This is a genomic window from Flammeovirgaceae bacterium SG7u.111 (assembly GCA_034044135.1).
Lineage (GTDB): Bacteria > Bacteroidota > Bacteroidia > Cytophagales > Flammeovirgaceae.
Genome location: CP139021.1, coordinates 2,817,089 through 2,840,920 on the forward strand (window position 1 = coordinate 2,817,089; position 23,832 = coordinate 2,840,920).

General features: G+C 41.9%; 18 protein-coding genes and 2 tRNA genes. 10 read left to right on the plus strand and 10 right to left on the minus strand.

All coding sequences use genetic code 11. The annotated features are described in order from the left end of the window. Positions 1-129 precede the first annotated feature (129 nt). On the plus strand, positions 130-1,032 hold the full coding sequence (locus tag R9C00_10845) for an AraC family transcriptional regulator (GenBank protein ID WPO37949.1): 903 nt from the start codon (positions 130-132) through the stop codon (positions 1,030-1,032). Here the strand turns inward: R9C00_10845 and R9C00_10850 are convergent, their stop codons facing one another. Next, positions 1,033-1,983, minus strand: coding sequence for a LysR substrate-binding domain-containing protein (locus R9C00_10850; protein ID WPO37950.1), 951 nt, complete (start codon positions 1,981-1,983; stop codon positions 1,033-1,035). Beyond that, positions 1,980-2,633, minus strand: a complete 654-nt coding sequence (locus tag R9C00_10855) for a CatA-like O-acetyltransferase (protein WPO37951.1) — start codon at positions 2,631-2,633, stop codon at positions 1,980-1,982. The genes R9C00_10850 and R9C00_10855 overlap by 4 nt, the downstream gene beginning before the upstream one ends. A gap of 170 nt (positions 2,634-2,803) precedes the next feature. Here R9C00_10855 and R9C00_10860 point away from each other — a divergent pair, with 170 nt between their 5' ends. Continuing rightward, on the plus strand, positions 2,804-3,232 hold the full coding sequence (locus tag R9C00_10860; GenBank protein ID WPO37952.1) for a T9SS type A sorting domain-containing protein: 429 nt from the start codon (positions 2,804-2,806) through the stop codon (positions 3,230-3,232). Between the two features lie 71 nt (positions 3,233-3,303). Next, positions 3,304-3,723, plus strand: a complete 420-nt coding sequence (locus R9C00_10865) for a hypothetical protein (protein WPO37953.1) — start codon at positions 3,304-3,306, stop codon at positions 3,721-3,723. Between the two features lie 96 nt (positions 3,724-3,819). Here R9C00_10865 and R9C00_10870 read toward each other — a convergent pair whose 3' ends face one another. Continuing rightward, complete coding sequence (locus tag R9C00_10870; GenBank protein WPO37954.1) at positions 3,820-4,239, minus strand: nucleoside-diphosphate kinase; 420 nt, start codon at positions 4,237-4,239, stop codon at positions 3,820-3,822. 189 nt (positions 4,240-4,428) lie between these two features. Here R9C00_10870 and R9C00_10875 point away from each other — a divergent pair, with 189 nt between their 5' ends. Next, positions 4,429-5,022, plus strand: coding sequence for a C40 family peptidase (locus R9C00_10875; GenBank protein WPO37955.1), 594 nt, complete (start codon positions 4,429-4,431; stop codon positions 5,020-5,022). 190 nt (positions 5,023-5,212) lie between these two features. On the opposite strand, the gene R9C00_10880 is transcribed toward R9C00_10875, so the two are convergent. Next, positions 5,213-5,431 carry a cold shock domain-containing protein gene (locus tag R9C00_10880; GenBank protein WPO37956.1) on the minus strand — a complete coding sequence of 73 codons (219 nt, stop codon included), beginning with the start codon at positions 5,429-5,431 and terminating at the stop codon, positions 5,213-5,215. A gap of 688 nt (positions 5,432-6,119) precedes the next feature. Between R9C00_10880 and R9C00_10885 the strand changes: the two genes are divergently transcribed. Both R9C00_10885 and R9C00_10890 read left to right on the plus strand, forming a co-directional pair. After that, a tRNA-Phe gene (locus tag R9C00_10885) sits at positions 6,120-6,192 on the plus strand. 62 nt (positions 6,193-6,254) lie between these two features. Next, a tRNA-Phe gene (locus R9C00_10890) sits at positions 6,255-6,327 on the plus strand. 156 nt (positions 6,328-6,483) lie between these two features. On the opposite strand, the gene R9C00_10895 is transcribed toward R9C00_10890, so the two are convergent. The 4 genes from R9C00_10895 to R9C00_10910 all read right to left on the minus strand — a co-directional run bounded on the left by R9C00_10895 (position 6,484) and on the right by R9C00_10910 (position 11,200). After that, a complete protein-coding gene (locus tag R9C00_10895; GenBank protein WPO37957.1) occupies positions 6,484-6,927 on the minus strand; it encodes a hypothetical protein in 444 nt (147 codons plus the stop codon). Positions 6,928-7,099: 172 nt separating this feature from the next. After that, entirely contained in the window at positions 7,100-7,870 is a 771-nt protein-coding gene (gene fabG / locus R9C00_10900; protein WPO37958.1) for a 3-oxoacyl-ACP reductase FabG, read from the minus strand. A 147-nt stretch (positions 7,871-8,017) separates the two neighbouring features. After that, a complete protein-coding gene (locus R9C00_10905) occupies positions 8,018-8,506 on the minus strand; it encodes a hypothetical protein (GenBank protein ID WPO37959.1) in 489 nt (162 codons plus the stop codon). 186 nt (positions 8,507-8,692) lie between these two features. Continuing rightward, positions 8,693-11,200: an alkaline phosphatase D family protein gene (locus tag R9C00_10910; protein WPO37960.1), complete on the minus strand. Its 2,508-nt coding sequence runs from the start codon at positions 11,198-11,200 to the stop codon at positions 8,693-8,695. 362 nt (positions 11,201-11,562) lie between these two features. Between R9C00_10910 and R9C00_10915 the strand changes: the two genes are divergently transcribed. From R9C00_10915 to purL, 4 genes are all read left to right on the plus strand, one after another. Next, positions 11,563-12,996, plus strand: coding sequence for an MFS transporter (locus tag R9C00_10915; GenBank protein ID WPO37961.1), 1,434 nt, complete (start codon positions 11,563-11,565; stop codon positions 12,994-12,996). 11 nt (positions 12,997-13,007) lie between these two features. Next, positions 13,008-14,024, plus strand: coding sequence for a glycoside hydrolase family 43 protein (locus R9C00_10920; protein WPO37962.1), 1,017 nt, complete (start codon positions 13,008-13,010; stop codon positions 14,022-14,024). Positions 14,025-14,242: 218 nt separating this feature from the next. Next, positions 14,243-15,409 carry an endo-1,4-beta-xylanase gene (locus R9C00_10925; protein ID WPO37963.1) on the plus strand — a complete coding sequence of 389 codons (1,167 nt, stop codon included), beginning with the start codon at positions 14,243-14,245 and terminating at the stop codon, positions 15,407-15,409. Positions 15,410-15,535: 126 nt separating this feature from the next. Then, positions 15,536-19,231, plus strand: a complete 3,696-nt coding sequence (gene purL, locus R9C00_10930) for a phosphoribosylformylglycinamidine synthase (protein ID WPO37964.1) — start codon at positions 15,536-15,538, stop codon at positions 19,229-19,231. Positions 19,232-19,563: 332 nt separating this feature from the next. Here the strand turns inward: purL and R9C00_10935 are convergent, their stop codons facing one another. Both R9C00_10935 and R9C00_10940 read right to left on the minus strand, forming a co-directional pair. Continuing rightward, positions 19,564-20,808, minus strand: coding sequence for a hypothetical protein (locus R9C00_10935; protein ID WPO37965.1), 1,245 nt, complete (start codon positions 20,806-20,808; stop codon positions 19,564-19,566). A gap of 163 nt (positions 20,809-20,971) precedes the next feature. Continuing rightward, complete coding sequence (locus R9C00_10940) at positions 20,972-23,791, minus strand: gliding motility-associated C-terminal domain-containing protein (GenBank protein ID WPO37966.1); 2,820 nt, start codon at positions 23,789-23,791, stop codon at positions 20,972-20,974. Positions 23,792-23,832: the final 41 nt, after the last annotated feature.

Genomic DNA, 23,832 nt, shown 5'->3' on the forward strand with positions numbered 1-23,832 from the left:
CTTCTTTAGAGTAATATTGTGTAAGAATATTGAAATATCGATCATTTTTTCAGTAGGCTTTAGTGAAGACTATTTTTTCATAGCCTTTTTTCGATCATTTTCAATTGTACATTTCGTAAATTTTCCCCGATGAAAAATAGTAAGAAAATTCCAACTTACGATATAGACTTACATGACTGTAGCGTAGAAACCAAGCATGTGAAGGACTTTGAGATCCATAAACTTGAAGACCTTCTTATGAATATTGATAATGTGAGTTTCCCCCATAGGCACGCATTCTATAATTTATTGTTTTTTACATCAGGCAGCGGAACACATACTATCGATTTCAAAACATATGAAGTTGCCCCATATACTATGTTCTTTATGTCGGAAGGGCAGGTGCACTCTTGGAAGCTAAATGGCGATGCGAAGGGCTATAGCATATTTTTCACTCAAAACTTTTTTGAGATCCATGCAGGGAAGCACTCGCTCTTTGAGTTTGATTTTTTTCATAACCAATACAACAGGCCTTACGCCATCATTGAAAAAAATGAAGTAAAGTTAGAGTTTAGAAATTTGCTCAAATATTTGTTCGATGAAGTCCATCAGCCAAAATCAGTTTTGCAGGAGAAAATAATATGGTCATATCTCAATATCCTTCTGCTCAAAATACAGCAATTCGAACAAGGGTATCCGAAGCAAAAAGGAGACAAAGGCGAGCATAGTGCTATTCGAGATTTTGAGCTGCTTGTTCAGCGGGATTTTTTGACTGTTAGGAAAATCTCTGACTATGCAGACCAATTGCACATGACACCCAATTACCTGAATGCACTTTGCAAAAAGACACTGGGCAAAAATGCCAAAGGTATTCTCAACGATAGGCTGGTGTTGGAGGCAAAACGCTTACTTTATAACTCCAACAAAACTATCTCTGAGATCTCATTTTCTCTCAAGTTCAAAGATACATCATACTTCAGCCGTTTCTTCCGAAAGAACGTAGGTGCAAGTCCAGAAGAGTTTCGCTCACAAAAGAAGAAGATTATCTATTGATTAGCCAAGGTTCAAGCCTGTGTCCAGAATAGCGTTATCAGGTTTTGTAAGCATCCTCTTGGGAATGTTATTTTGGATATGCTCCATTACTTTATCTATCAAATGCTTTTTTACAAAAGTTCGGGTCACCACTAGGCTGATTTCCCTCACCGGTTCTCCGCCTACTATGCCTTTTACCATGTCTTCCTTGTCGGTAGGGATGCCCAGCGTAGCCAGCTCGGGGATGAAAGTAAGCCCTTGGCGGTGCTCTACTATCCTCATAAGCGATTCTATTGAGCTGCTTTCAAAGCTGAAATTGTCTTTAGGTTCATTTCCAGATCCGTAGGCGCAAAAGTTCCCCACTTGGTTTCGGAAGCAATTCCCCTCTTTTAGCAACCAAATATCCACTTCTTTTAGCTTGCCCAGTTCTATTTTTCCATTGTTATAAAAAGGATGGGATTCGGATACATAGAGATAGAATTTTTCGTAAAATAAAGGAAATGAAATTAGTCCAGGAGCTTTAATGGGCGTGGCGATGATACCTGCATCTAGCTCTCCAGCTTTCAGTGCTTTCACAATTTCCGAAGTCATTTCCTCTATTACTTGAAGCTTTATTCCCGGGTTAGACTCGTTGAGTTCGGAAATAAATGTAGGCAACAAATAAGGAGCTAAGGTCGGGATGATCCCTATTTTTAGCTTTCCATCACTTGTGTTCCGCTGATATTCGGCTATGTCATTTGCCTTTTTTACCTCCAGCAAAATCACCCTTGCCTGTTCTAGAAAAGCCTTTCCTGGCTCGGTTAGTTTTACAGGCTTTTTAGTTCGGTCAAAAAGCATAAACCCAAGTTCGTTTTCCAAGTTTTTGACTTGAAGCGTGAGCGCTGGTTGGGTTACGCTGCAAGCATCGGCAGCTCTCACGTAGTTCTGGTATTTTTCTAATGCGAGTACGTATTCGAGTTGGGTAAGGGTCATGCAAGTGATGTTTCGGGGTTGTTGAAATAGCTTTCGAGCAATTGTACAAATTTAGCAACATGGAGCGCATCCATAAGCGCATGATGGACTTTTACCGCCACTGGTATTATTCCCTTTCCATGTTCTTCATGGTATTTGCCAAATACAATTTTAGGGATCGAATCCTTGGTAGGGATTCGATAAGCATGGGTCATAGAAGTAAATGCTAGCCACGGAATAGTGGAATAATGGATAAGGTCAGCTCTGTGGTCTTGGGGGTTGAGCTTGCCAAAATCTCTTCTGTTTTCCTCCAATCGTTCTTCGGCATGTTGCCTAAAGGCCTTAAAGTTTTCCAAATAGTCAAAATAGCAAAAGCTAAATGTTTCATCTGGATTTAGCACGGTTGTGCCTCCGCCTATTGTATGGTAGCTGCGGATTTGGCCATCTATAATTCTGAGCCTGAACTCTGGTTGGCGGTTAGAGGCTTTTATTGTCAAGAACATGTACGCTTGGAAAAAGGAGATGCGATGCTCTTTGCAATAAGTAAAAAGCGGCGTTGCTTCTACGTTCACACATAGCTCAAAAAAAGGCTGCTCATATTCTTTGAAAAAAAGAAACTGTTTTTTTCTGGGCCAGGTTTCAATATTTATTAGTTCAAAATTTTTGTCCATACTCCGTTCCCGTTGGTTGGTGTGCTATGGGTTAGAATTGCTTTAAAGTAAATAGTTCTTGTTCAAAGAAGGAAATTCCTGTTCATGGTTTTTCATTCTTTTCTTTTGAGTATTTCCCGCAATTTAGTACAGAAATTTAAAGCAAATCACTACTTGTTTCCAATACCACCATGAAACCATTAAAATCACTTATTACATTGTTTTTTGTAGCCTTATTTTTTTATGCAAATAGCTTCGCTCAGGGAGGTTTTGGTGATGTTCCTGTGTACAATGGGAGTACGGTAGACCGCTATAGCTCAAGCCAAACTTCGGGGTTTAGCCCGAGTATAAATGCAGAATTAGCAAAATCCACTATAATATATCCTAACCCTACTTTTGGGGAGTTGACCGTTGAGATTTCTTCTCCAGAGATAAAGGGACCAATCCAGGTTCAAGTATTATCACAAACCACAGGTCAGGCAGTTGCGGTAGAAAGGTTCAACAAAATGGATGATACGGAAGAGTTTAGGATTGACCTGTTACAAGCCACCCCAGGGAGATATACGCTGATGATAGGGTATGGGAATAATTATTACAGAACAACAATAGTGAAAAGGTGACGCACGCCTTTATGTAATGCCATTTTGGCGAATTTTATATACTGTTCATTTCAAACTAAACTACTAGAACTATGGGAAATATCATGATAGATGCAGGGCACTTACACTTCCGCAACAAGCTATGGTTAAATGAGCTAAGTCTTTTTATTAATGAATTTAGCTTGCACCACGTAAGAATTGTGGAGATATTGCTAACCAAAAAAAATGAATTGGACTTCATTACCAATTTGGAAAAAGAATATCTTAAGATGAAGGTGAAAGTAGAAACGTTGAGAGGGGAAATAGCAAATATCGACCAAAATTTAAAAGAAAGAGTATCGGTGGATTATAGTGGCTATTATCACAATAAACACAAGGAATTAGCAAAGAAAATGGATATGCTGAAGGAGCAGTATACTTATATGAAAAACCAACTCTCCTATATGCTGGAAAACTTTGCCTATTCTGAAGAGTATGGTAAGGTCAATCAGCAAGAGACACTAGCTGTTTGAAGTGTGATCGTTTGCAACGAAATAGGACATGCTCTAAAAACAAAACTCCCCATTGTAACTGCTACAATGGGGAGTTTTTTATGAATAAGAGTTTGCTTAAACTTCTTCGGTTGTTGAGAAGTAGAAAGAACCCTCTATAGCAGCATTTTCGTCAGAATCTGAGCCGTGGATAGCGTTTGCCTGAAGTGATTTGGCAAATTGCTTACGAATTGTCCCTTCTTCTGCTTCGGCAGGGTTTGTAGCGCCAATTAGTTTTCTGAAATCAGCTACAGCATTGTTTTTTTCGAGGATCATGGCGATGATAGGTCCAGAGCTCATGTACTCGCACAAGTCAGCATAGAAAGGTCTTTCTTTGTGAACTTCATAGAATTTTCCTGCAAGCTCATTTGTCAATTTTGTCGTCTTTGCAGCTACAATTCTGAAGCCTGCTTCTTCTATAATTTTGATCATAGCCCCAGAGTGTCCGTCAGCAAAAGCATCTGGTTTGATCATCGTAAATGTCCTATTAGTTGCCATTTTTTTCTTTAGGTTTTTCAGTTTGAATAGATTAATGAATGTTGCAAAACTAGGATTTTATCCAAAAAACCCCACCGCATTTGGGTTTAAAATATCATTGTTCACAATAAAGCCTTTCCCAATTTCATTTTACCCTAAGAACCCAATGATCCATTGGACAATTACATACAAAAAAACTATATTGAAACAATGAAAACCAAATTACTCGTATTGATCTTGCTCGTGATGGTAGGCTGTAAATCAGCCAAGGTGGCAAAGACCCCAGAAGGGGGCAAAACTAAGGGCGCTTCGAGCGCTACTGCTTTTGATTCGTACATTTCTGGGGTAAAAGACCCTTCGCTTCGAAAAGACCTGCAAGCTTATAAAGCTGGGGGCATAGAAAAGCCAATTGACACAAAAGGAGCTACGCCCGATGGCGTGATAAAAACCGCGAAAAAATTCCTAGGGACTCCTCATAAAATGGGAGGCACTACCAAAAAAGGGATCGATTGTTCGGGGCTAGTAATGGTTTCCTTTGCCAGCAACGGAGTTACCTTGCCGCACGGCTCTCATGAGCAAAGCAGGTATGGAAGATTAGTGTTGGATAGGTCTCAGCTCCAAAAAGGCGACTTGGTTTACTTCGCAAGAACCTATAATTCGAAGAATATGGTGACCCATGCGGGGATTTACCTTGGCGATGGGAAATTCATTCATGCTTCGGCAAGTAAAGGGGTGATGATTTCCAACCTAGAAGACCCGTATTATTGGCTTCCAAAGTATCTTTTTGGGAAAAGAGTTTTTTAGTAAGTCCCAACCGCAATTTATAAAAAAGAGAAGCATTGTTTGTTCAGTGCCTCTCTTTTCGTTTTTTATGCCAATTGAATAGATTGACAAATTGGTGTTAATGTTTTTTTTCAATTTTCTTTTTTACTAGACTCTGTTTTTGACTTAGTTATTCTGATCTAGGTCAGTATTGTTGTGGCACTAATTGGTGTTAATCGTGAGTTGCCGAATGGTTGACAAGCTTTACATTCACCGCTGTCAACCCTCTGTCGTCATCTTCAAGGTCAAATGCTACCAGATCTCCCAACCTGATTTCGTCTTCCAATTCAGATTTACTTACAAAAACATCGATAGCAGGCTTTGTGTCTTTCAAATTGATAAACCCCATCCCCACAATGTCATTTAGATAGTTTATTGTACCTACTTTCATACTATAAAATGATTAAGGTGAAAAATGTTTGAGCACAGAAGTTCTGGTTTTTTTATGACAAAATCAAGAAATAATACAACTTATTTTTGAGGTGCATCATCTTTTAACATTTTGGTATTATGGGCATGTCCTATATTAATTAATGTTAAACAAAGCTTGTTTGTTGGTTTATCTGTGGTTTTATTCTCCAGTTGTATTCAATTATTATATCGTTACTGATTTGGTTGGTAAACAGGAAACTTGAAAAGTTTATATAGTTTCCATTACCAGTTGTTAACATGTAGTTTGTTCGGAGTGTTGGAGAGGGTTTTGGGTCTTTGGTTCTTGTATATGCTACATGCAGAAAGAATATCCATTCTCATGATCAGTTCGGTTATCTTTCAAGAAAGTTGTAATGGAAAAGAGGGGCAAATACTAAGTAGCAGACATGGATTGTAGATTTTATTTCGAGCAGATCTTTCAACATACTTATTGATTTTATTAGGTGCTGAGTAAATATTTATGGGTCTAAGCAAAAAAAGAGATCAACTGTCAAAAGTTATTGATGAGCAGAAAGATACCATCGATTGCTGAGTGTTATCCAAGAGCCGAGTTCAAAATAAAAGAATAAAAAATCAAAAAAAGATGGGTGTAAGTTTTGTACAAAAGTGAATTTGTGTACTTTTGCATCACGTTAATCGAAAACGACGGTGTTATAGCTCAGTTGGTAGAGCATCGGACTGAAAATCCGTGTGTCGGTGGTTCGAATCCACCTAACACCACAAACCTCCAAAAGTCGCAAAAAGCGGCTTTTTCTTTTGCATCAGAGTTGAACGAAAACAATGGTGTTATAGCTCAGTTGGTAGAGCATCGGACTGAAAATCCGTGTGTCGGTGGTTCGAATCCACCTAACACCACAAACCTCCAAAAGTCGCAAAAAGCGGCTTTTTTTATGCCCTGACTTTACGCTGATTAAGCTTTAGTCAAAACTATATTCGTCATTGATTATTTGGATGTCGTTTTTTTCTGAGGTGCCAAGTAAAATCATGAAGGGGCAATATTGTTATCGCTTTTTACCACCCAGGGCCATGTTTTTCATTCGGATCAGGATGGACTATGCTGCTATTGTTGAGCAGCATAGGATCTTCGCCTCTTTCAACAGCTTCGTGCATCAATAATAACGAATTGAGGATCGGTTTTTTACTAGCTTTTTTCCCTTGCCTGTTAATCAATGCATTTTGTGCCGCTTCCCAAAAATACCTTCGGTTTTTAGGGGCAAACGTCCTCAAATCAAAGTTGAACATAATATCTTCCTCATCCCTGATGAACCCTCCGTATCCATTGGATGAATCATACTTTTCTTCGCGGTACACAAATTCTTCTAGGTATTCGTAAAATTCCTCAGCTCCAGGCATATCCTTTAGCTCATCCGTGATGTACTCGAGGACATAATTCAACCCAGACCATCGGCTTGAAAATGTCCGCCCATCTTCTAATATCCAAAATGCTGATGGCATGTTGTTTTGTTTTTAAGAGTTTATGAAATAACAGTCTTTTGCCCTTACTACGGCAATCAAATTGCCTTGTTCTCATATATTACAAACTTAGAGCATGTTTAAAATCTAGGTTTGCCAAAGTATTCGGTCCAGACCAAAAAAAGCTAACATTTGAACATGCTCTAAGCGAAGGCTACATGTTGTAGACGCCGCCGTTGATATCGAGCGTAGCACCAGTAATAAAGCCATCGTATTCTGACGCCAAGTATAAGACAGCTCGTGCTACATCATCTGCATTACCGGCTCGTTGGATTGGGATGCTAGCAGTTGTTGCAGCTGCTGATTCTTTTGTAGTATGAGTATTGTGGAATGAAGTTCCAAGGATAAGGCCTGGGGCAACGGCATTGACCCTAATTCCTTGAGGACCCAATTCTGAAGATAGCGCTCGTGTGAACGTTAAGATAGCTCCTTTGCTGGTAGAATAAGCTAGCGACCCTGGATGCCCTCCTTTACGCCCAGCGAGTGATGCCAGATTAACAATACTGCTGTTGTCGTTTTTCGCAAGGTAAGGAGAAGCTGCTCGTGTCACAAACATCATAGATGTAAGGTTGATGTCCATTACCTTATGCCAGAACTCAGCTTCCATTTCGCTCAGCATTTTTCGTGCAACCAGCGAGCCAGCGTTGTTGATCAGTATATCCAAACCGCCAAGAGCTTCTACTGTTTTTTCAACCATTATATTCGCATCGGCTTCTTTTGTTAGGTCGCCAGGTATAGCAATCGCTTTTTGTCCTTTGCTAGTTGCGTATTCCGTCAATTGGTTTGCGGTATCGGCGCTAGAAAAATAATGGATAGCAACATTAGCCCCATTATCAATAAAGTGCCTAGTGATTGATTCTCCAATTCCTTGAGCGCCAGCGGTGGTGAGAACGTTCTTTCCGCTTAATTTAGAAGTGTTTTCCATGTTGTTCCTATAATATAGAGTTGATAGTTGTTAGAGACAATATCTTTTTTTTACAAAAATAATATTTTATAGCACAAGTGTTCGCCATGAAGGCATTGGCAATTCCAGCCCTGGCTTAAACCATAAGAGTAGTTGAGGTCAGTTGGATCATTTGTAATACCAACGATCCCTATCAACTGCTTTTCCTCCAATCATTGAATTAAAGCATTCTTTAACGTGCTCTATGTCTTTCTTATTACTAACCTCTCTTCTAAAAATTGGGGTAAACAATATGCCCTTATCGGTAAATTGAAAAGAACCAGCATCATATACACCAACATCTGAATCTCCAAATATGTCTAAGTTATCTGTATACATGTAAAAATACTTTTCATTATTCAAAGTACTCTTTACCAAATATACGAAGTAACGCCTATCCTCCTTCTTTAGAGTATCAATCAATGTTTTTGAGTAAAATGGCTTTTCATCTGAGCTCCGTTTCTCTAAGTGGCTCAATAATACCAGCTGCTCGCTTTCATCAAAATGAGCTAAAGGTGGATATTCGGTAAACGATGTCTCAAAATGGCATCCTCCCAAAATAAAATATATAACAATGTTGAAATGAATTTTGTGTTTTTTTATTAACAATTCAAGCATCTTTTTTTTCCTGGTTTATATTTTTTCTTTTTCCTTTTCTTTTTTTTCTTCTTCCCTCTGACCTGAGCATCCGCTCGGGTCTTGGCGGTATTGGCTATATCGCAATCCTACCTACCAAACATACAAAAACCAAAAATGCCCCGCCAAGATAGGGCAGGGCATTTCGATGTTCATTTACAAAAACCGTTAAAGCACACAAGTAAGCATTTTGGTGTCTTTGTGAACCATGCTGTTGATATGCTCAAACTTTCGGCTTTTGCCGCTTTCTGGTTCGGAAACTTCGATGGTATATGCTCCTAGTTTGAACACTCTTGGCGCATAGGTGTTGCTGTTTGCCCGGTAGGCGTATACCAACTCACCATTGTCGTCTATCACTTTTACTAGCGGGCTTTCTGTCCCTTTTATTTCAAGCGTAGGCAGCCAACCAGCTACCTTTTTTCCGTAGTTTTCCTCGTTGTCAAATTTCTTTGGCCAGCCTGGGTAACGGGCTTCTTCAGGTTTGCCGTCCAAGTCGGCTAAGAAGCGGATGGCATCGGTATCAATAGTAAGGGCTTCGGTATCGAAGGTGATGAGTCCATAGCCAGAAGCTCTTTTTTGTGCTTTTTGGTACCTGTTCGGGTCTTTTGTGTCTTCTGTTGGGTTTGAAATAGCGTAGATGTAGTTTTTGTTGTGGAAGGCATCAAGGTAGTTTCCTGTGTTGGGCAAGCCGTGTTCGGGCCGGTTTTTTACTGCCCAGCCCAGTTCATCTGCTTTGAACCTACGCTCGTAACCAACCGAAATGGCTGGGGTAACAAATACCCATCCGGCATCTTGGTAGTCGTCTATGCCGTATTGCACCAATACAGGGATGTGCTGATCGCCCACTATGTGGAAGGCATGTGCTTTTCTGATAAGTTTAACGGCTTTATCTCTTGCCGATTTGGGCCAGCCTCCTGTGTCAAGGTCGCCGTGGAGGTACATTTTATCAGGTCCATGGTGGGTGGCACAACTGGCAAATACGGTTTGGGTGAGCAGGCATTTCATTTTTGCCCCTTCCCAGTCGTTCACCCAATGTTCCAGAAATTCCAATTGCCTATCTCCCAATAATTTCAAGCCCGGTTTTTCAAGCTGTGAAGGGCTGTCAATTGGTTCTTTGAGATGATCGGAACGCCCTTCCCACCAAGAGACTTTTTCTGGTCCCGACTTGAAGGCCCTGTCCATCACTATTCCAAAGCTTACGTTGCCATAAACCAAGTCAGAATAATACACCATTATGTCGTTGTCCATTGGTGTAGCATCGTAAGGATCGGGTAGGTGGGCTGCATTGGTTTTTACTACCACGTTCAGCATATCTACAGGTTGTACATAGCCAGATCGGTCATCGGGATTTCCGTCGTACCATTGCTCTACTGTTACTTTTTTGCCGCCTTCTCCCCAGAGGTTTCCTTGGTACACTTCGTGGTCATCGGGAAGGCAAATGGTAGGGCGGTTGCGCATCAGGTCACCAAAAGCCCAGCCGAACATATTCCATTTCCCTAGGTAATTGATGATGGTTTTTTCACCCGGTTCTCTTCGGATAGGGTAGCCGCCATTGCCTTCGTAGAGTTGGTCGCCAGAGAAATACAAAAGATCAGGATTGCTCTTGGCAAGATTGTTAACCAGCGGTTGGTAGGGGTAGCCTTGCCACTCTTGGCAGGTAAGGCCTCCTATTAGCAAAGGTTTGTCTTTTGGGTCAGCTTGGATTTCGCCTTCATAAAAGTAAGGTTCAATTTTCCCATTGTTTCGTTTTTCGTTGTAAACCAAGCGGTATTTATGAGCTTTGGTATCGTCAAAGTTTTCCAGTTTGAAAGTCGCTATTCGAGCATCTTTCAAAATGCCCTCGGTGGCTACGGTTTCCCATGTCCCTTCTTTTTCTAGCTGAAGCTCTACATTTTGCTCATCGTCAGCTCCTATTGGGGGCATTTGGGCAGTCATTTTCATAGTGCCCTTGCTAAGCGTGTACATGCTCCAAAGTATAGGGCCAAAGCTGTTTTCCTTTTGTTTTTCTAACATAGCGCCTGCTAGGCTGAGGTCATCGAACCAAAATTTGGGCATGCCCAAGCTTTTTCCTCTTCGCTGGAAATTATTCACCATGCTAATCCCTCCCTTCAGTTCTTTTACTTCGGTTTCAATAATGGCTTTGTTCCCTTTTTTGTCTTCTACTTGCGCTTTGAGGAAGTATCCGTCCACCAGTTCTTCAGCCCCGACTACAAGCTTGAAGTTTTCTAGGGAAAATCCGTTTGGGAGCTGTTCTTTTTCTTCGTTTATAAATAGGTATCCACTGGTATGGACGCCGATGTCTATCCCTTTTCCATAATAGACAAGGGATTTGATGTTGTTTTCGGTTTGGTCTTGCAAGCCTATTCTTAACCCAGCCGTCCCTTCTTTTTCTCCCATTTCATAAGCGCCCATCTGAACCGAAATTGCAAGGTTTCCCGTGCCGTTGAGCAGTTGGGTGAGCACCACGGCTTTCATATTGTTGATGCTGCCTGTACATTCCAGCCTGCCGTTGTTCACTCGCCAGTCTTCAAGAGGTATAGTGTAGATGTCTTTGTCGACCCAAACTCTATTGTTGATGTCGTCAAAATTTTTGAGATAAGCAGGTTTTTCGCTTCCGCAACTTGAGAGAATGAGTAAAGCGATAAAGTAGTGAATAATTCGTACAGATGGTTTCATGATTTTATCGAAAGCAGTTGTGTGATTAGGAATCTTGGCATTGTGATATGTTTACAATTATAGGGAATGTAAGCTGAAAATTGGGTTTATCAAAAACAATTCTCAGCTATTGTAGCTGGGCGATACTTACGTCATGAGCAGCTATTTTAGTAGGTAGGGGCTAATTAATTTTGGTCTATAAGTAGAAAAATCGGTAAAAATATGTTTGGGCAAACTCTATATAAGTGAGTGGAGAAGTTTTTAAGGTAGTATAATTTTTTTTAATATATCCTATAACAATAAGCAATCCTTTTTTAATTCTCCACTAACAACTTATTGAGGTGCATTAGAATGCATTTCGCTTTTTTTAATTTGCTTTAAATATGAAAAACGAAACACAGAAACTTTCAACCAAAGAAAAAATTGGCTACAGCCTTGGCGACCTCTCTGCCAACCTGATCTTTCAAACTCTTATCACTTACCTGGCTTTTTTCTATACAGATGTATTTGGCTTGGAGCAAAATACGGCTTCCTCAGTTATATTTTGGGTAGGAATGGTAGCCGCTTTGGTTTTTAACCCATTAATTGGGGTATTAGCCGATCGAACAAATACCAAATGGGGGAAATTTAGGCCATGGGTATTGTGGACGGCTGTTCCGCTTGGAATCGCTTCTTTGCTCACGTTCACCACGCCCGATCTGGACGCTTCTGGCAAAATAATCTATGCTGTAGTCACCTATTCTATTTTGCTTTTTTTGTATGCGGCCAACAATTTGCCTTACTCTTCTCTCAGCGGTGTGATCACGGGCGATATGAGTGAGCGGAACAGCTTATCGTCTTACCGGTTTGTTGCGGTGATGGTAGCGCAGTTCATTGTCCAAGTGTTCATGTTCCCGTTTATCGAATATGTAGGGGGAGGGGACAAGGTCGAAGGGTTTTCCAAGGTAAATACTTTTCTGGCCATCACAGGAACCGTTCTGCTGATCATCACTTTTCTCACTACCAAAGAGCGGATCATTCCCAAGCCAGAGCAGAAATCTACCCTAAAAGAAGACTTTGGAGACCTGATAAAAAACAAGCCTTGGGTCATTATGCTAGTGGTGACTATTTTGGTATTTGTCACACTGGCAATGAAGGGCGGAAGCTATCTGTATTATTTCCAAAACTACGTGGATCAAGAGAGCCTATCGGCATTTTTAGTACCGGTAGATAAGTTGTTTTCGTCCATGGGGTTGAGCTTTGACTCCCCTGCCTCTATGGGCTTTGCGCTTTTCAATGCAGGTGGAATTATATTTATGATCGTCGGGATTTCATTTTCAAAAAACTTGGCGGATAAATATGGAAAAAGAGATGTTTTTCAGCTTTTCCTATTCATTTCCACCGTCCCAATTCTCTTGTTTTATTTCTACGAACCCTATTCTATAGTTATAATTTTCATTTCCCAAATCCTGCACGGCTTCTTTTATGGAATAACTATTCCGTTGTTATGGGCGATGATTGCCGATGTTGCCGATTATTCGGAGTGGAAAAATAACAGAAGGGCTACTGCTATTATCTTCTCGGCAATGCTCATGGGGCTTAAAATTGGGCTAACCGTTGGAGGCTCGCTCATCCCGAAAATCAATAATTGGTATGGATATATCCCAAACAGCGATACCCAGTCGGAAAGCGCACTTTCAGGGATTAAAATGCTTGTCAGTATTTATCCTTCCATCACATTTTTTGTTGCATGTGCGCTGCTGTTTTTCTATAAATTAAACAAACAGATGGAAGTGAAAATTGAAAAAGAGTTAAGTGACCGTAGGAATGAAAATTAAACCGAAAAACTATGTCTGAAATAATTGATACTAAAAAAGTTCAAGAATTGAAATCCAAAGAGATTTCAAAACCTTTGGTTTCGCACATGTACACTGCCGATCCTTCGGCGCATGTGTTTGGTGGGAAAATTTACATCTACCCCTCTCACGACATTGATGCTGGCATTCCTTTCAATGACAACGGAGACCACTTCGGAATGCAGGATTACCACGTACTTTCGATGGAAACTCCTGACTCGGAAGCGGTTGACCATGGCGTGGCACTAGATGTGAAAGATGTGCTTTGGGCGGAGCGCCAAATGTGGGCACCCGATGCCGCCGAGAAAGAAGGCAAGTATTACCTCTATTTCCCAGCAAAACGCAAAGACGGAATTTTCCAAATTGGTGTGGCTGTTGGGGACAAGCCCGAAGGTCCATTTGTGCCGCAGCCAGAGGCTATTAAGGGAAGTTATTCCATCGACCCCGCTGTCTTTCAGGGCGATGACGATCAATATTACCTCTACTTTGGAGGGATTTGGGGCGGGCAACTTCAGAAATACCGAAACAATAAATACGGTGAGAGCCTTGAAGAGCCCGAAGATGGTCAGCCTGCTCTCGGGCCCATTATGGCAAAGCTGAACGAGGACATGACGGAATTTGCAGAAGAACCAGTGGAATTGAAAATCTTAGATGAAAATGGAGACGAACTCTTGGCTGGGGATCATGAAAGAAGGTATTTCGAAGCGCCTTGGGTGCACAAGTTTAATGGAAAATATTACTTCTCTTATTCCACGGGAGATACCCACCTTATTTGTTACGCTATTGGCGATAGCCCATATGGTCCATTTACCTACCAAGGGGTTGTCCTGAACCCGGTAATCGGCTGGACAAACCATCATTCCATTGCCCAGTTTGAGGGAAAATGGTACTTGTTTTACCACGATAGCTCCCTTTCGGAAGGTGTTACTCATCTGAGAAGTGTGAAAATGGTCGAGCTGGTTCATAACCCGGATGGCTCCATTCAGACAGTAGATGCTTATCAATTATAACGATCAACTTGAGTCTTTTAGGAAGTTTAGTTTATTGGTGAGTATTTCAGTTGAAAAGAAGTTAGAGGCTAGAAGTTAGAAAAAGTGGAGTTTGAAAGGATTATTTTTTTCTAGCCTCTAATTTCTATCTTCTAACCTCTTCTTTATCAATCCCAAAAGCTATCTCATTTCGGATTATCAAGTATATTCTTAAAGAGTCATTTATAAAAAACGAAATCATGAAAAAAAAACACCCTTTTGCCTTTTATCTCGCATTAATGTTTCTGTTTTTTAGCTGTGCGCAAAAGCAAGAGCCAGTGGATGAAGAACCTCAAAAACAAAATAATAAAGGATTGAAAGATGTTTTTGCCAGTGATTATTTGATAGGGGCGGCATTATACCCAGAAGTGTTTGACGATCCGCAATTGGATGCGCTTTTGAAGCGAGAGTTCAACAGTATTACTCCTGAAAACGACATGAAATGGGAGCGGGTTCACCCTAGATTGGGTGAATACACCTTCGAAAGAGCAGATAAAATTGTGGAATATACCCAGGCGAACAACATCGATCTGATTGGGCATACGCTTGTGTGGCACAGCCAGATGGGCAAAGGGATTTTTACGATGACAGATGCTCCAGAAGATACGGTATTGGTGGACAAAGCTACGCTTGTAAACCGGATGAAAGAGCATATCGAGACTGTGGCCGGGCGGTACAAGGGAAAAATCCATGGTTGGGATGTGGTAAATGAAGCCCTGAATGATGACGGAACGCTTAGAGAATCTGATTTTTTGAAGATTGCTGGGGAGGAATACCTTGCCAAAGCTTTTGAATTTGCCAATGAGGTTGATCCTGATGCGGAGCTGTATTACAATGATTATAACATGACTGAACCAGCCAAAAGGGATGGGGCGATTGCTTTGGTCAAAAAGCTAAAAGAAAAAGGCTTGCGAGTAGATGCTGTAGGTATGCAAGGGCATTGGGAGTTGAACTATCCGCCATTAGCGCAAATAGAAGAAAGCATTGTCAAGTTTTCGGAACTAGGTGTAAAAGTAATGGTGACGGAGTTGGATATTTCCGTGTTGCCCAGCCCTTGGAGAATGCCTTCTGCGGATATAAGCATCAAGTTTGAAAATAATGAAAAAATGAATCCGTACCCTAATGGTATGCCCGATTCGGTAAGTGTAGCCTTGGCAAAGCGGTACAAAGATATTTTCGAGCTTTTTGACAAGCACAAAGATAAGATAAGCAGGGTGACTTTTTGGGGACTGCACGATGGCAACTCATGGAAAAATGGCTTTCCAATTAATGGAAGAACGGATTACCCTATGCTTTTCGACCGAAACTTTAAGCCCAAAAAAGCCTATTTTGAAGTTGTGGGCTTGAAGGATAATGCTGGAAAGTGATAGGTGGGTCTATTGCCAAAAAAAATCTGGGAAGGGGGCGCAAAACTTGTTTGTTAGTAGCCTAAACCCACATAAATGTATAACTTTGCGGCTTGAAAATTTTTCGTTAAGATTATTCATTCGCCCATGATTCTGTTCTTTAAAAGCCCCCAAGACAAGTATTTTGTACTCGAATCTCGTATAGATCTCGCAGCCAACGATTTGGAAAAGCTCAAATGGCTTTTTGGTGATGCCGAGCAATTGCTTTACGATAACCTTGTAGGGTTTTTCGTAGGCCCAAGAAAGGAAATGATTACGCCTTGGAGTACCAATGCGGTGGAGATTACCCAAAACATGGGCTTAGAAGGTATAGTGCGAATAGAGGAATTTGAGGAAGTAGAAAGCGAAGCAGCCTTTTTCGATCCAATGCTAAAGGCTTTGTATAAAGGTTTGGCACAGGATGTATTCACCATAGAAAAAACTCCCGATCCTGTAATTTACATAGAGGACATTGCTGCCTATAACCAGCAAGAAGGCTTGGCATTGAATGCCGAAGAAATTACTTACTTGGAAGCCTTGAGCGAGAAAATTGGACGGAAACTGACCGATAGCGAAGTATTTGGTTTTTCACAAGTGAATTCGGAGCACTGCCGCCACAAGATTTTCAATGGAGTGTTTATTATTGACGGAGAAGAAAAACCTTCTTCTTTGTTCCAACTCATCAAAAAAACATCGAAAGTAAGTCCTCAGAACTTGGTTTCGGCCTACAAGGACAATGTAGCATTTTTGAAAGGACCAAGGGTAGAACAGTTTTCTCCTGAACGCCACGACGAACCCGCCTTTTTCGAAACTAAAGAAATTGATTCTGTTATCTCGATAAAAGCGGAAACGCATAATTTTCCGACCACGGTTGAGCCTTTCAACGGTGCGGCAACCGGAGCAGGCGGAGAAATTAGAGACAGGATGGCCGGTGGGGTTGGTAGTATTCCTTTGGCGGGTACTGCCGTTTATATGACCTCTTATTCTCGCCTAGAAGAAAACAGGAAGTGGGAAGAAGCAACAGAAGCTCGCCCTTGGTTGTACCAAACACCTATCGAAATCCTGATAAAGGCTTCGAACGGGGCGAGTGATTTTGGGAACAAATTTGGTCAGCCGCTGATCAGTGGTTCTGTGCTTACCTTCGAGCACTTCGAAAACAACAAGAAATTTGGTTTCGATAAAGTGATTATGCTTGCAGGTGGGGTTGGCATGGGCAAAGAGAAAGACAGTTTGAAAAATGTTCCTGAAAAGGGTGATAAAATAGTGGTGATGGGTGGAGACAACTACCGCATTGGAATGGGCGGCGGCGCAGTTTCTTCCGTGGCAACGGGTGAATTTGCCAACGCTATTGAGCTGAATGCGGTACAGCGTTCGAATCCTGAAATGCAAAAAAGAGTCTACAATGCCATTAGGGCTTTCGCCGAGTCCGATGACAATACGTTCGTAACCCTTCACGACCACGGTGCTGGCGGGCATTTGAATTGCCTTTCGGAACTAGTGGAAGAAACAGGTGGCACGATCGACCTAAGAAAATTGCCAATAGGTGATCCAACCCTTTCTGCCAAAGAAATTGTTGGAAACGAGTCACAAGAGCGAATGGGCTTGGTAATAAAAGAGAAGGATGTTGAAAAGCTCCAAAAGATTGCCGACCGTGAGCGTAGCCCAATGAACGTGGTGGGAGAGACTACTGGCGATCATGTTTTCAAGTTTGAAGACAAGGCTACGGGCGAAAACCCTATTGAGCTGAAGATTGAAGATATGCTGGGCAACCCGCCCAAAACCATCATGAAGGATACGGCATTGGGCGAGAAATTCCAACATATTACTTATGATGACACCCGTGTTCACGAATACCTTGAAGCAGTATTGCAATTGGAAGCTGTCGGTTCGAAAGACTGGCTCACCAACAAAGTTGACCGCTCGGTAACGGGTCGTGTAGCTTTACAGCAAACGGCGGGTTCTTTGCAGCTTCCGCTAAATAATCTGGGCGTGATGGCGATGGATTATCGTGGTGTAAAAGGGATTGCGACTTCTATAGGCCATGCACCGGTAGCCGCTTTGGTAGACCCTAAAGCGGGTTCTATCAACTCGATTGCCGAAGCGTTGACCAACATAGTTTGGGCTCCTTTGGAAGATAAACTTTCCTCTGTTTCGCTAAGTGCCAACTGGATGTGGCCGTGTAAAAACCCTGGCGAAGATGCGAGGCTCTACGATGCCGTTGAAGCAGTGAGCGATTTTGCTTGTGCATTGGGTATCAATATTCCAACAGGAAAAGATTCGCTTTCGATGACCCAGAAATACAACGACGAAGTGGTGTATGCTCCGGGCACGGTGATTGTCTCTGGCGCAGGTGAGGTTAGTGACATCAAAAAAGTAGTGAAGCCGGTTTTGAAGCCTGTGGCCAAAAGCTTTGTGGTGTATGTTGATTTTACCCAAGACGAATTCAAGCTAGGAGGCAGCAGCTTTGCCCAAGTGGTGAACAGGGTAGGGGCGAAAGTTCCTACGGTGACGAATCCAGCTTATTTCAAAGCGGCTTTCAATACGTTGCAGGGCTTGATAGGCGAAGGAAAAATATTGGCAGGGCATGATATTTCTGCGGGTGGCATGATCACTGCTTTGTTGGAAATGACTTTTGCCGAAACCAATATCGGACTTGAACTTGATCTTTCGGTGCTCAATGAAAATGATTTAGTACCCATGCTGTTCAGTGAAAAACCAGGGGTGCTTATCCAAGTTGAAAACCCTAATGTGGTGATCAATACTTTTGAGAAGGCAGGAGTTGATGCGTATGAAATTGGTAAAGTGACCGAAGGTACGCAAGTGACGTTGATAGAAAATGACGGTGTAGAACCAAAAATATTTGACATCCCTACTTTGAGAGATGTATGGATGAAAACTTCATACTTGCTCGACAAAGAGCAAAGTGGAGAAAAATTGGCGCTGGAGCGTTTCCAAAACTATAAGAAGAATGGGTTGGAATTTAGTTTCCCGGCGAACTTTGCAGGAAGCTTCGATTCTTACGGGATTTCTCAAAACAGAAAAGATAAATCTGGAGTTAAAGCGGCGATTATCCGTGAGAAAGGAGTGAACGGTGATAGGGAAATGGCGTATTCGATGCACCTTGCAGGCTTCGATGTGAAAGATGTGCACATGACCGACTTGGTAAGCGGAAGGGAAACTTTGGAAGACATCAACTTCATCGTTTTCGTTGGTGGCTTCTCCAATTCCGATGTGCTCGGTTCGGCAAAAGGCTGGGCAGGTTCTTTCTTATACAACGAGAAAGCGAAGCAAGCGTTGGATAATTTCTACGCTCGCGAAGATACGCTCAGCTTGGGTGTATGCAACGGTTGCCAGCTCATGATCGAGCTTGACTTGATCAACCCTGAGCACGAGCAAAAAACCAAGATGCTTCACAACGAATCTGGCAAGTTCGAATCCTCTTTCTTGAACATGACCATTGAGCAAAACGATTCGGTGATGTTAGGCAGCCTATCTGGCTCAAGGCTAGGTATTTGGGTAGCTCATGGTGAAGGGAAGTTTGAAATGCCTATGGCAGAAAGCGAATACAACATTGCTGGCAAATATAGCTTTGCCAATTATCCTGGCAACCCGAATGGTTCTGATTATGGAACGGCAGCCTTGGCTTCCAAAGACGGACGTCACTTGGCTATGATGCCTCACCTAGAAAGAACAATCTTCCCTTGGAACTGGGCAAAATATCCAGCCGAAAGAAACGACGAGGTTTCCCCATGGATTGAGGCATTTGTAAATGCTAGGAAATGGGTGGCTGAGAAAGTGAAGTAGGATTGGATTTGATATAAAAAAGGCTGTATTTCTCTGAGGAATGCAGCCTTTTTTTTGTTAATCAGAGCATTTTTAAATGCTTATTCAAAAGGCATCAGTGGGGCTAATCTTGTAGATGTTTTGAGAAAAGAACCCTGTTAAGGGTTCCACAATTGTAGTCATAGAAATTAAAACGAAAACCAACCCAGTGAAGGGTTGCAGAAACTTAGCTATTAGCTGAAATTCTGCAACACCTACGGCGTTGTTTTTTTATTTTGGGTTGCCAAACTACAATAATGAAACCCATACTGGGTTTTATACGCTTGCATTTGCCCAAGTACTTGTCCCAAAACTCAATCAGCCACCAAAATTCCTACAAGCGACAAGGCATTTTCTTTGAAAAGAGCTGGGTTGCCCATTTCGTTTCCACGCTCTTTCAAGATGGCTTCTTTGTCCAATTCCTTATCGAGCACTTTTATTTGGGCGGTGTGCTCCTTTTTTTCCAAGCCTTCTATAAGTAAATAGGAGAGGCGGTTGTAGGTGCACCAAGGGTCGAACCGGGTAAGTTCTTGTGGCTCGCCACCGTCTATGCTGATGGAAATTGTTCCGGCACTTGGCCCTACTATGTCGTAAATACCTAGTACCGATCCGGTGAACTTGAAATCAATGGTCTCACCTGTGCTTTTCGATTTCATAACTACTTCTGGGAGGATTTCATTGGTTGTGACTGAAGGGCGATTGAGCTCTGTGAGAGATTGCCAGCCTTCGCTAAAGGTCAAATCCTCTTTGGCAAGGATTCTTGCATTGCTCCAGTTGTCTTCGCTTATGGTCTTTTTAACTTTATGGGGCTTGAGTTTGTCCTTGTCAACTTGGTTCAACACGATTTCACTGATCGTCTCAAAATATACTTTATGGCCGCTGGTCACATGCGGGTGCAGGCCGTCCCTTGTAAATGATTTGTCGCCATTATCTCCGGTAAAGGTCCAACCATCTTTATCCATTTTCTCAAGAACAGAAACGCCCAAGTGGATAGAGGGAATGTTATAGAAATCAGCGACTTCCTCCATGGCAGAAGCAGATTGCTGCATGTTTCCAGCTTGGAGTGTATCAATCATATCTTCATTTACGGTATAGACAAAGCAAAAGTCCGAGGCAATATTGAATTGCCATGATTTCAATACGATGCCTTCCATTGCTTTTTTGATTTTCTCAGGCGATTTTTTAGCATCGTTTACGGCAAACTCTACAAAAATAAGATCTGGCTTGTGAGGGAAAATATCTTGTTCTAACCTAAAAACAGCCAAGTCGGAGCCTGTGCCTCCCAAACATGCGTTTACTTCTTCAAATGAGTTTAAGGGCCATTCTTTTTCAAGCCATTCCATCATTCTGCTTCTCCAGCCATCTTCGGCGAGGGTTATGCTACCTCCCAAAAATGCTACCTTGATAGGCTTTCCACTTTGTACTTTGTAGGAAAAATAAGGTAAGCCTCCACGCGATTGGTATTCTTTCAGTTTTGCTAAATCTTGTTGGGAAAAGGCATTGGAAATAGTAAAAATCAATGCGGCTATGAGTGATGCTAAAGCTTTGTTTCTGTTCATGTTTTTATTCAAATTGCTGTTTGACAATAGAGGATGCTAGGTTGTTTTTAGCACTAGCAAATATACAGAAAGGTGTTCCCTTAGGGTAAAAAATAAAAAGAGGGAGTTGCAATGAACTCCCTTCCTTTTAAGAAAAATATATTTATGGATTTAGAAAAGAAGTCTATTCGCCAACATTGGTCGTGACTTGAATATATCCTTTCCGTTCTTCTATCTCATCATCTTCGTTAAGCCTAACGAACCTGATAATGGCCACATAATAATAGACTCCTGAGCCTACTTTTTTACCACTTTGGTCAGTGCCGTCCCAGTTGATGTAAATGTCTCCTTTTTGGGTAAATACTTCTTGCCCCCACCTGTTAGATATTTTGATTTCTACATCTTTTACAAAATTCACACATTTGAAAGGAACAAACGTATCGTTCACTCCGTCTCCGTTAGGTGTAAATACGTTTGGAAGGACATATTCTGGACAGTTATCGTTGCAAGCCAAATTACTAAAGTCACTTTCGTTGCCGTTCGGGTCAAGAGCGGTTACAGCATAGCAGCCCGCAACCGAGCTAATGTTTTCATGCAGATAGGTTGTGCCAAGAATATTACTTGCTATTAGTTCAAGCTCACCATCGGGTCGTGGGGAATAATATAAATTGTAAGAACTAATATCTGTATCGCAATCTCCAGAAAGGTCAGGTTGCCATGAAAGCCTGTTTGAGAATAAAGTGTCTAAATCAAAACAACTTTCATTTTGATCTTCCTTAATATTAGTGACATCTGTACAGTCAAGGCTATCTATTGAAAGCGTAGGTGGACAAGGCGCTATGGTATCTCTCAAAACAGCACAAGCTATTTGGGAGTAATTGGGCAAAGGCTCTCTAATTATGCTGTTTTCGTACGTGCCCATGGTCATTACCTTATAACAATATTCTTCGTCCTCCACCAAAGGGAAGCCCGCTATTTTCCCCGAATCGGTGTACATGAGTCCTGCTTGGGTTACATCTACACTATCAATTAATACCATGTCTCCCGTTGAAGGATCTTCACGGAAAATGTAGTGGTATGGATATTTATTAGAAGCATTACTCCAAGGTACATCAGCTTCCCATACTAGGTTCAAAGAGTTCGGCCGCGGATTTATACTCAAATCAATAGACGATGCACTGCTAGATGTATCAACGATAGCTCCTTGTGAGAAAAGGTTGACCGTATAATTATAAGGCAATCTTTCTGTATCTATTCCTGTATCGGTATAGGTTGTATCGTCCTCGTTGAAAATCCCCCCAACATCCGTTCTATTCGCACTGCCATTCAGCCCATCTGCTCTAGTAAGGGTGTAGGTGAGCGGTCTCGGGTATTTCACCGTATCCAATTCTATTGGATGCGTCCATGTTAAATCGATGCTTCCGTTCGACCTATCGGTTTCTTCTACGCTCACCTCTACAAGGTAAGGTGCAAGTTGAGGAATGAACACACATACTTCGGTAGAGGCTATGCTTTCCCCTCCTTCAGGGCCAGGGAAAGTGGCATAAATACGGTAGCAATAAGTCACACCTCTATCGAGTCCTTGTCCATTGTTGTTGTCTATAAAAGCTGTTTGCCCAATGGGAACGTCTCCTATTTTTCTATAACCCGTGTAATCAGGAATACCCGTTTCACATGGTTCTGGGGTGAAGTCAAAAGAACCTTTTCTTCTCCAAATAGTCATTGTATCTGCATTATCGCAGATATAATCTGCCCACTTAAGCGCAACAGAATTGTTGAGGAGATCGGGCTCGGCTTCTAGAGAGTCGGGTGGAGGACCAACTACCCTGATCAGCCAAGTTTGCAGATCGACTAGCGAGACATCGTTTTCATTGCCCGATGTGGGAACATCCCTAGCCCGGAAGGTAGCTTGGTAGGGCTCTTTCCTTACATCTGTACATATGGTATTCCATTCGAATACACCCTCTTCGTAGCCATTAGGTGGCTGCAAGCCTCTGACAGTGAACGTCGCTTTATTATCATGGCCTCCATCTATACCACCTATGTTGTTTTCAAAAAGTCCTCCTTCTCCGCTCAGTTCTATGAAATTACTTTCAGAATCTTCTGCTTTTATAGTATCTATTAGCGTCTGGCCGGCAATCACACAGGTATCCCTTGGTATCATTAGCCGTGGCCTGGTGTTTTCCCCATCCACCACTATTATTTGCATATCTCGGTTTACTGTGCCTATCAATATGCCACCTCTCCATTCGTCTACATAAAAGGCCACATTGTATTCCCCGGGTTCTCCGGGAGCATCCCAAATTATATCTCCGGTAACTGGGTTGATAGTGAAAGTAGCGTCTCCTGTACCATCTTCTTTTACTCCATTGAAACCTGGGTCATCAGGGAATCGGTATTCGTTTACTTCTAAAGCATTATCTTCGTCGTCTTTGCCTAGTTTACATACAGTAATTCTATAAGAAAGGCTATCTCCATCGGGGTCGTAAGCACCGGGGTTGTGGATGTACCTTTGCCCAACTATGGCTTGGTCAACAGGGAGATACAACAAACGCGGAGAGGAGTTTAACCCAAAAAATGGGCTGACCCTGAATTCCGATTCTATAAAGAATGCCGTATTTCCTGACGAGAACATGTTTCTCACGCCTGGGTTCCTGTTTTGCTCGTAGTAACTGACCTTGTATGTACCTGCCGAGGGGAATGTATGGGTGATGACGTACCGTAATATTTCGGTTTTTCCATCTTGTGTAAGCCCTAACGATTCGGGTTCAACCCAAGTAGGCGTAGCCGAGTTGTGGCCAAACTCAAAAAGACCGGGCTGTGCAGGTACACCATCCGTATCTCTGTAAAGCATTACGGTAAACCGAAATGTGAGGGGGTTGGTAGTGGATATCAATTCTGCCGTAAGGTCTCCCGCTCTAATGTGCGTAGCCTGTACTTGCACTGAAAGGGTTAACAAAAATAACAGTACGTATAAAGTTCTAATGTTTAAGTATTTATCCATACAAGGTGTTGAGGTAAATGAATTCAACAAGTTTTCATGAG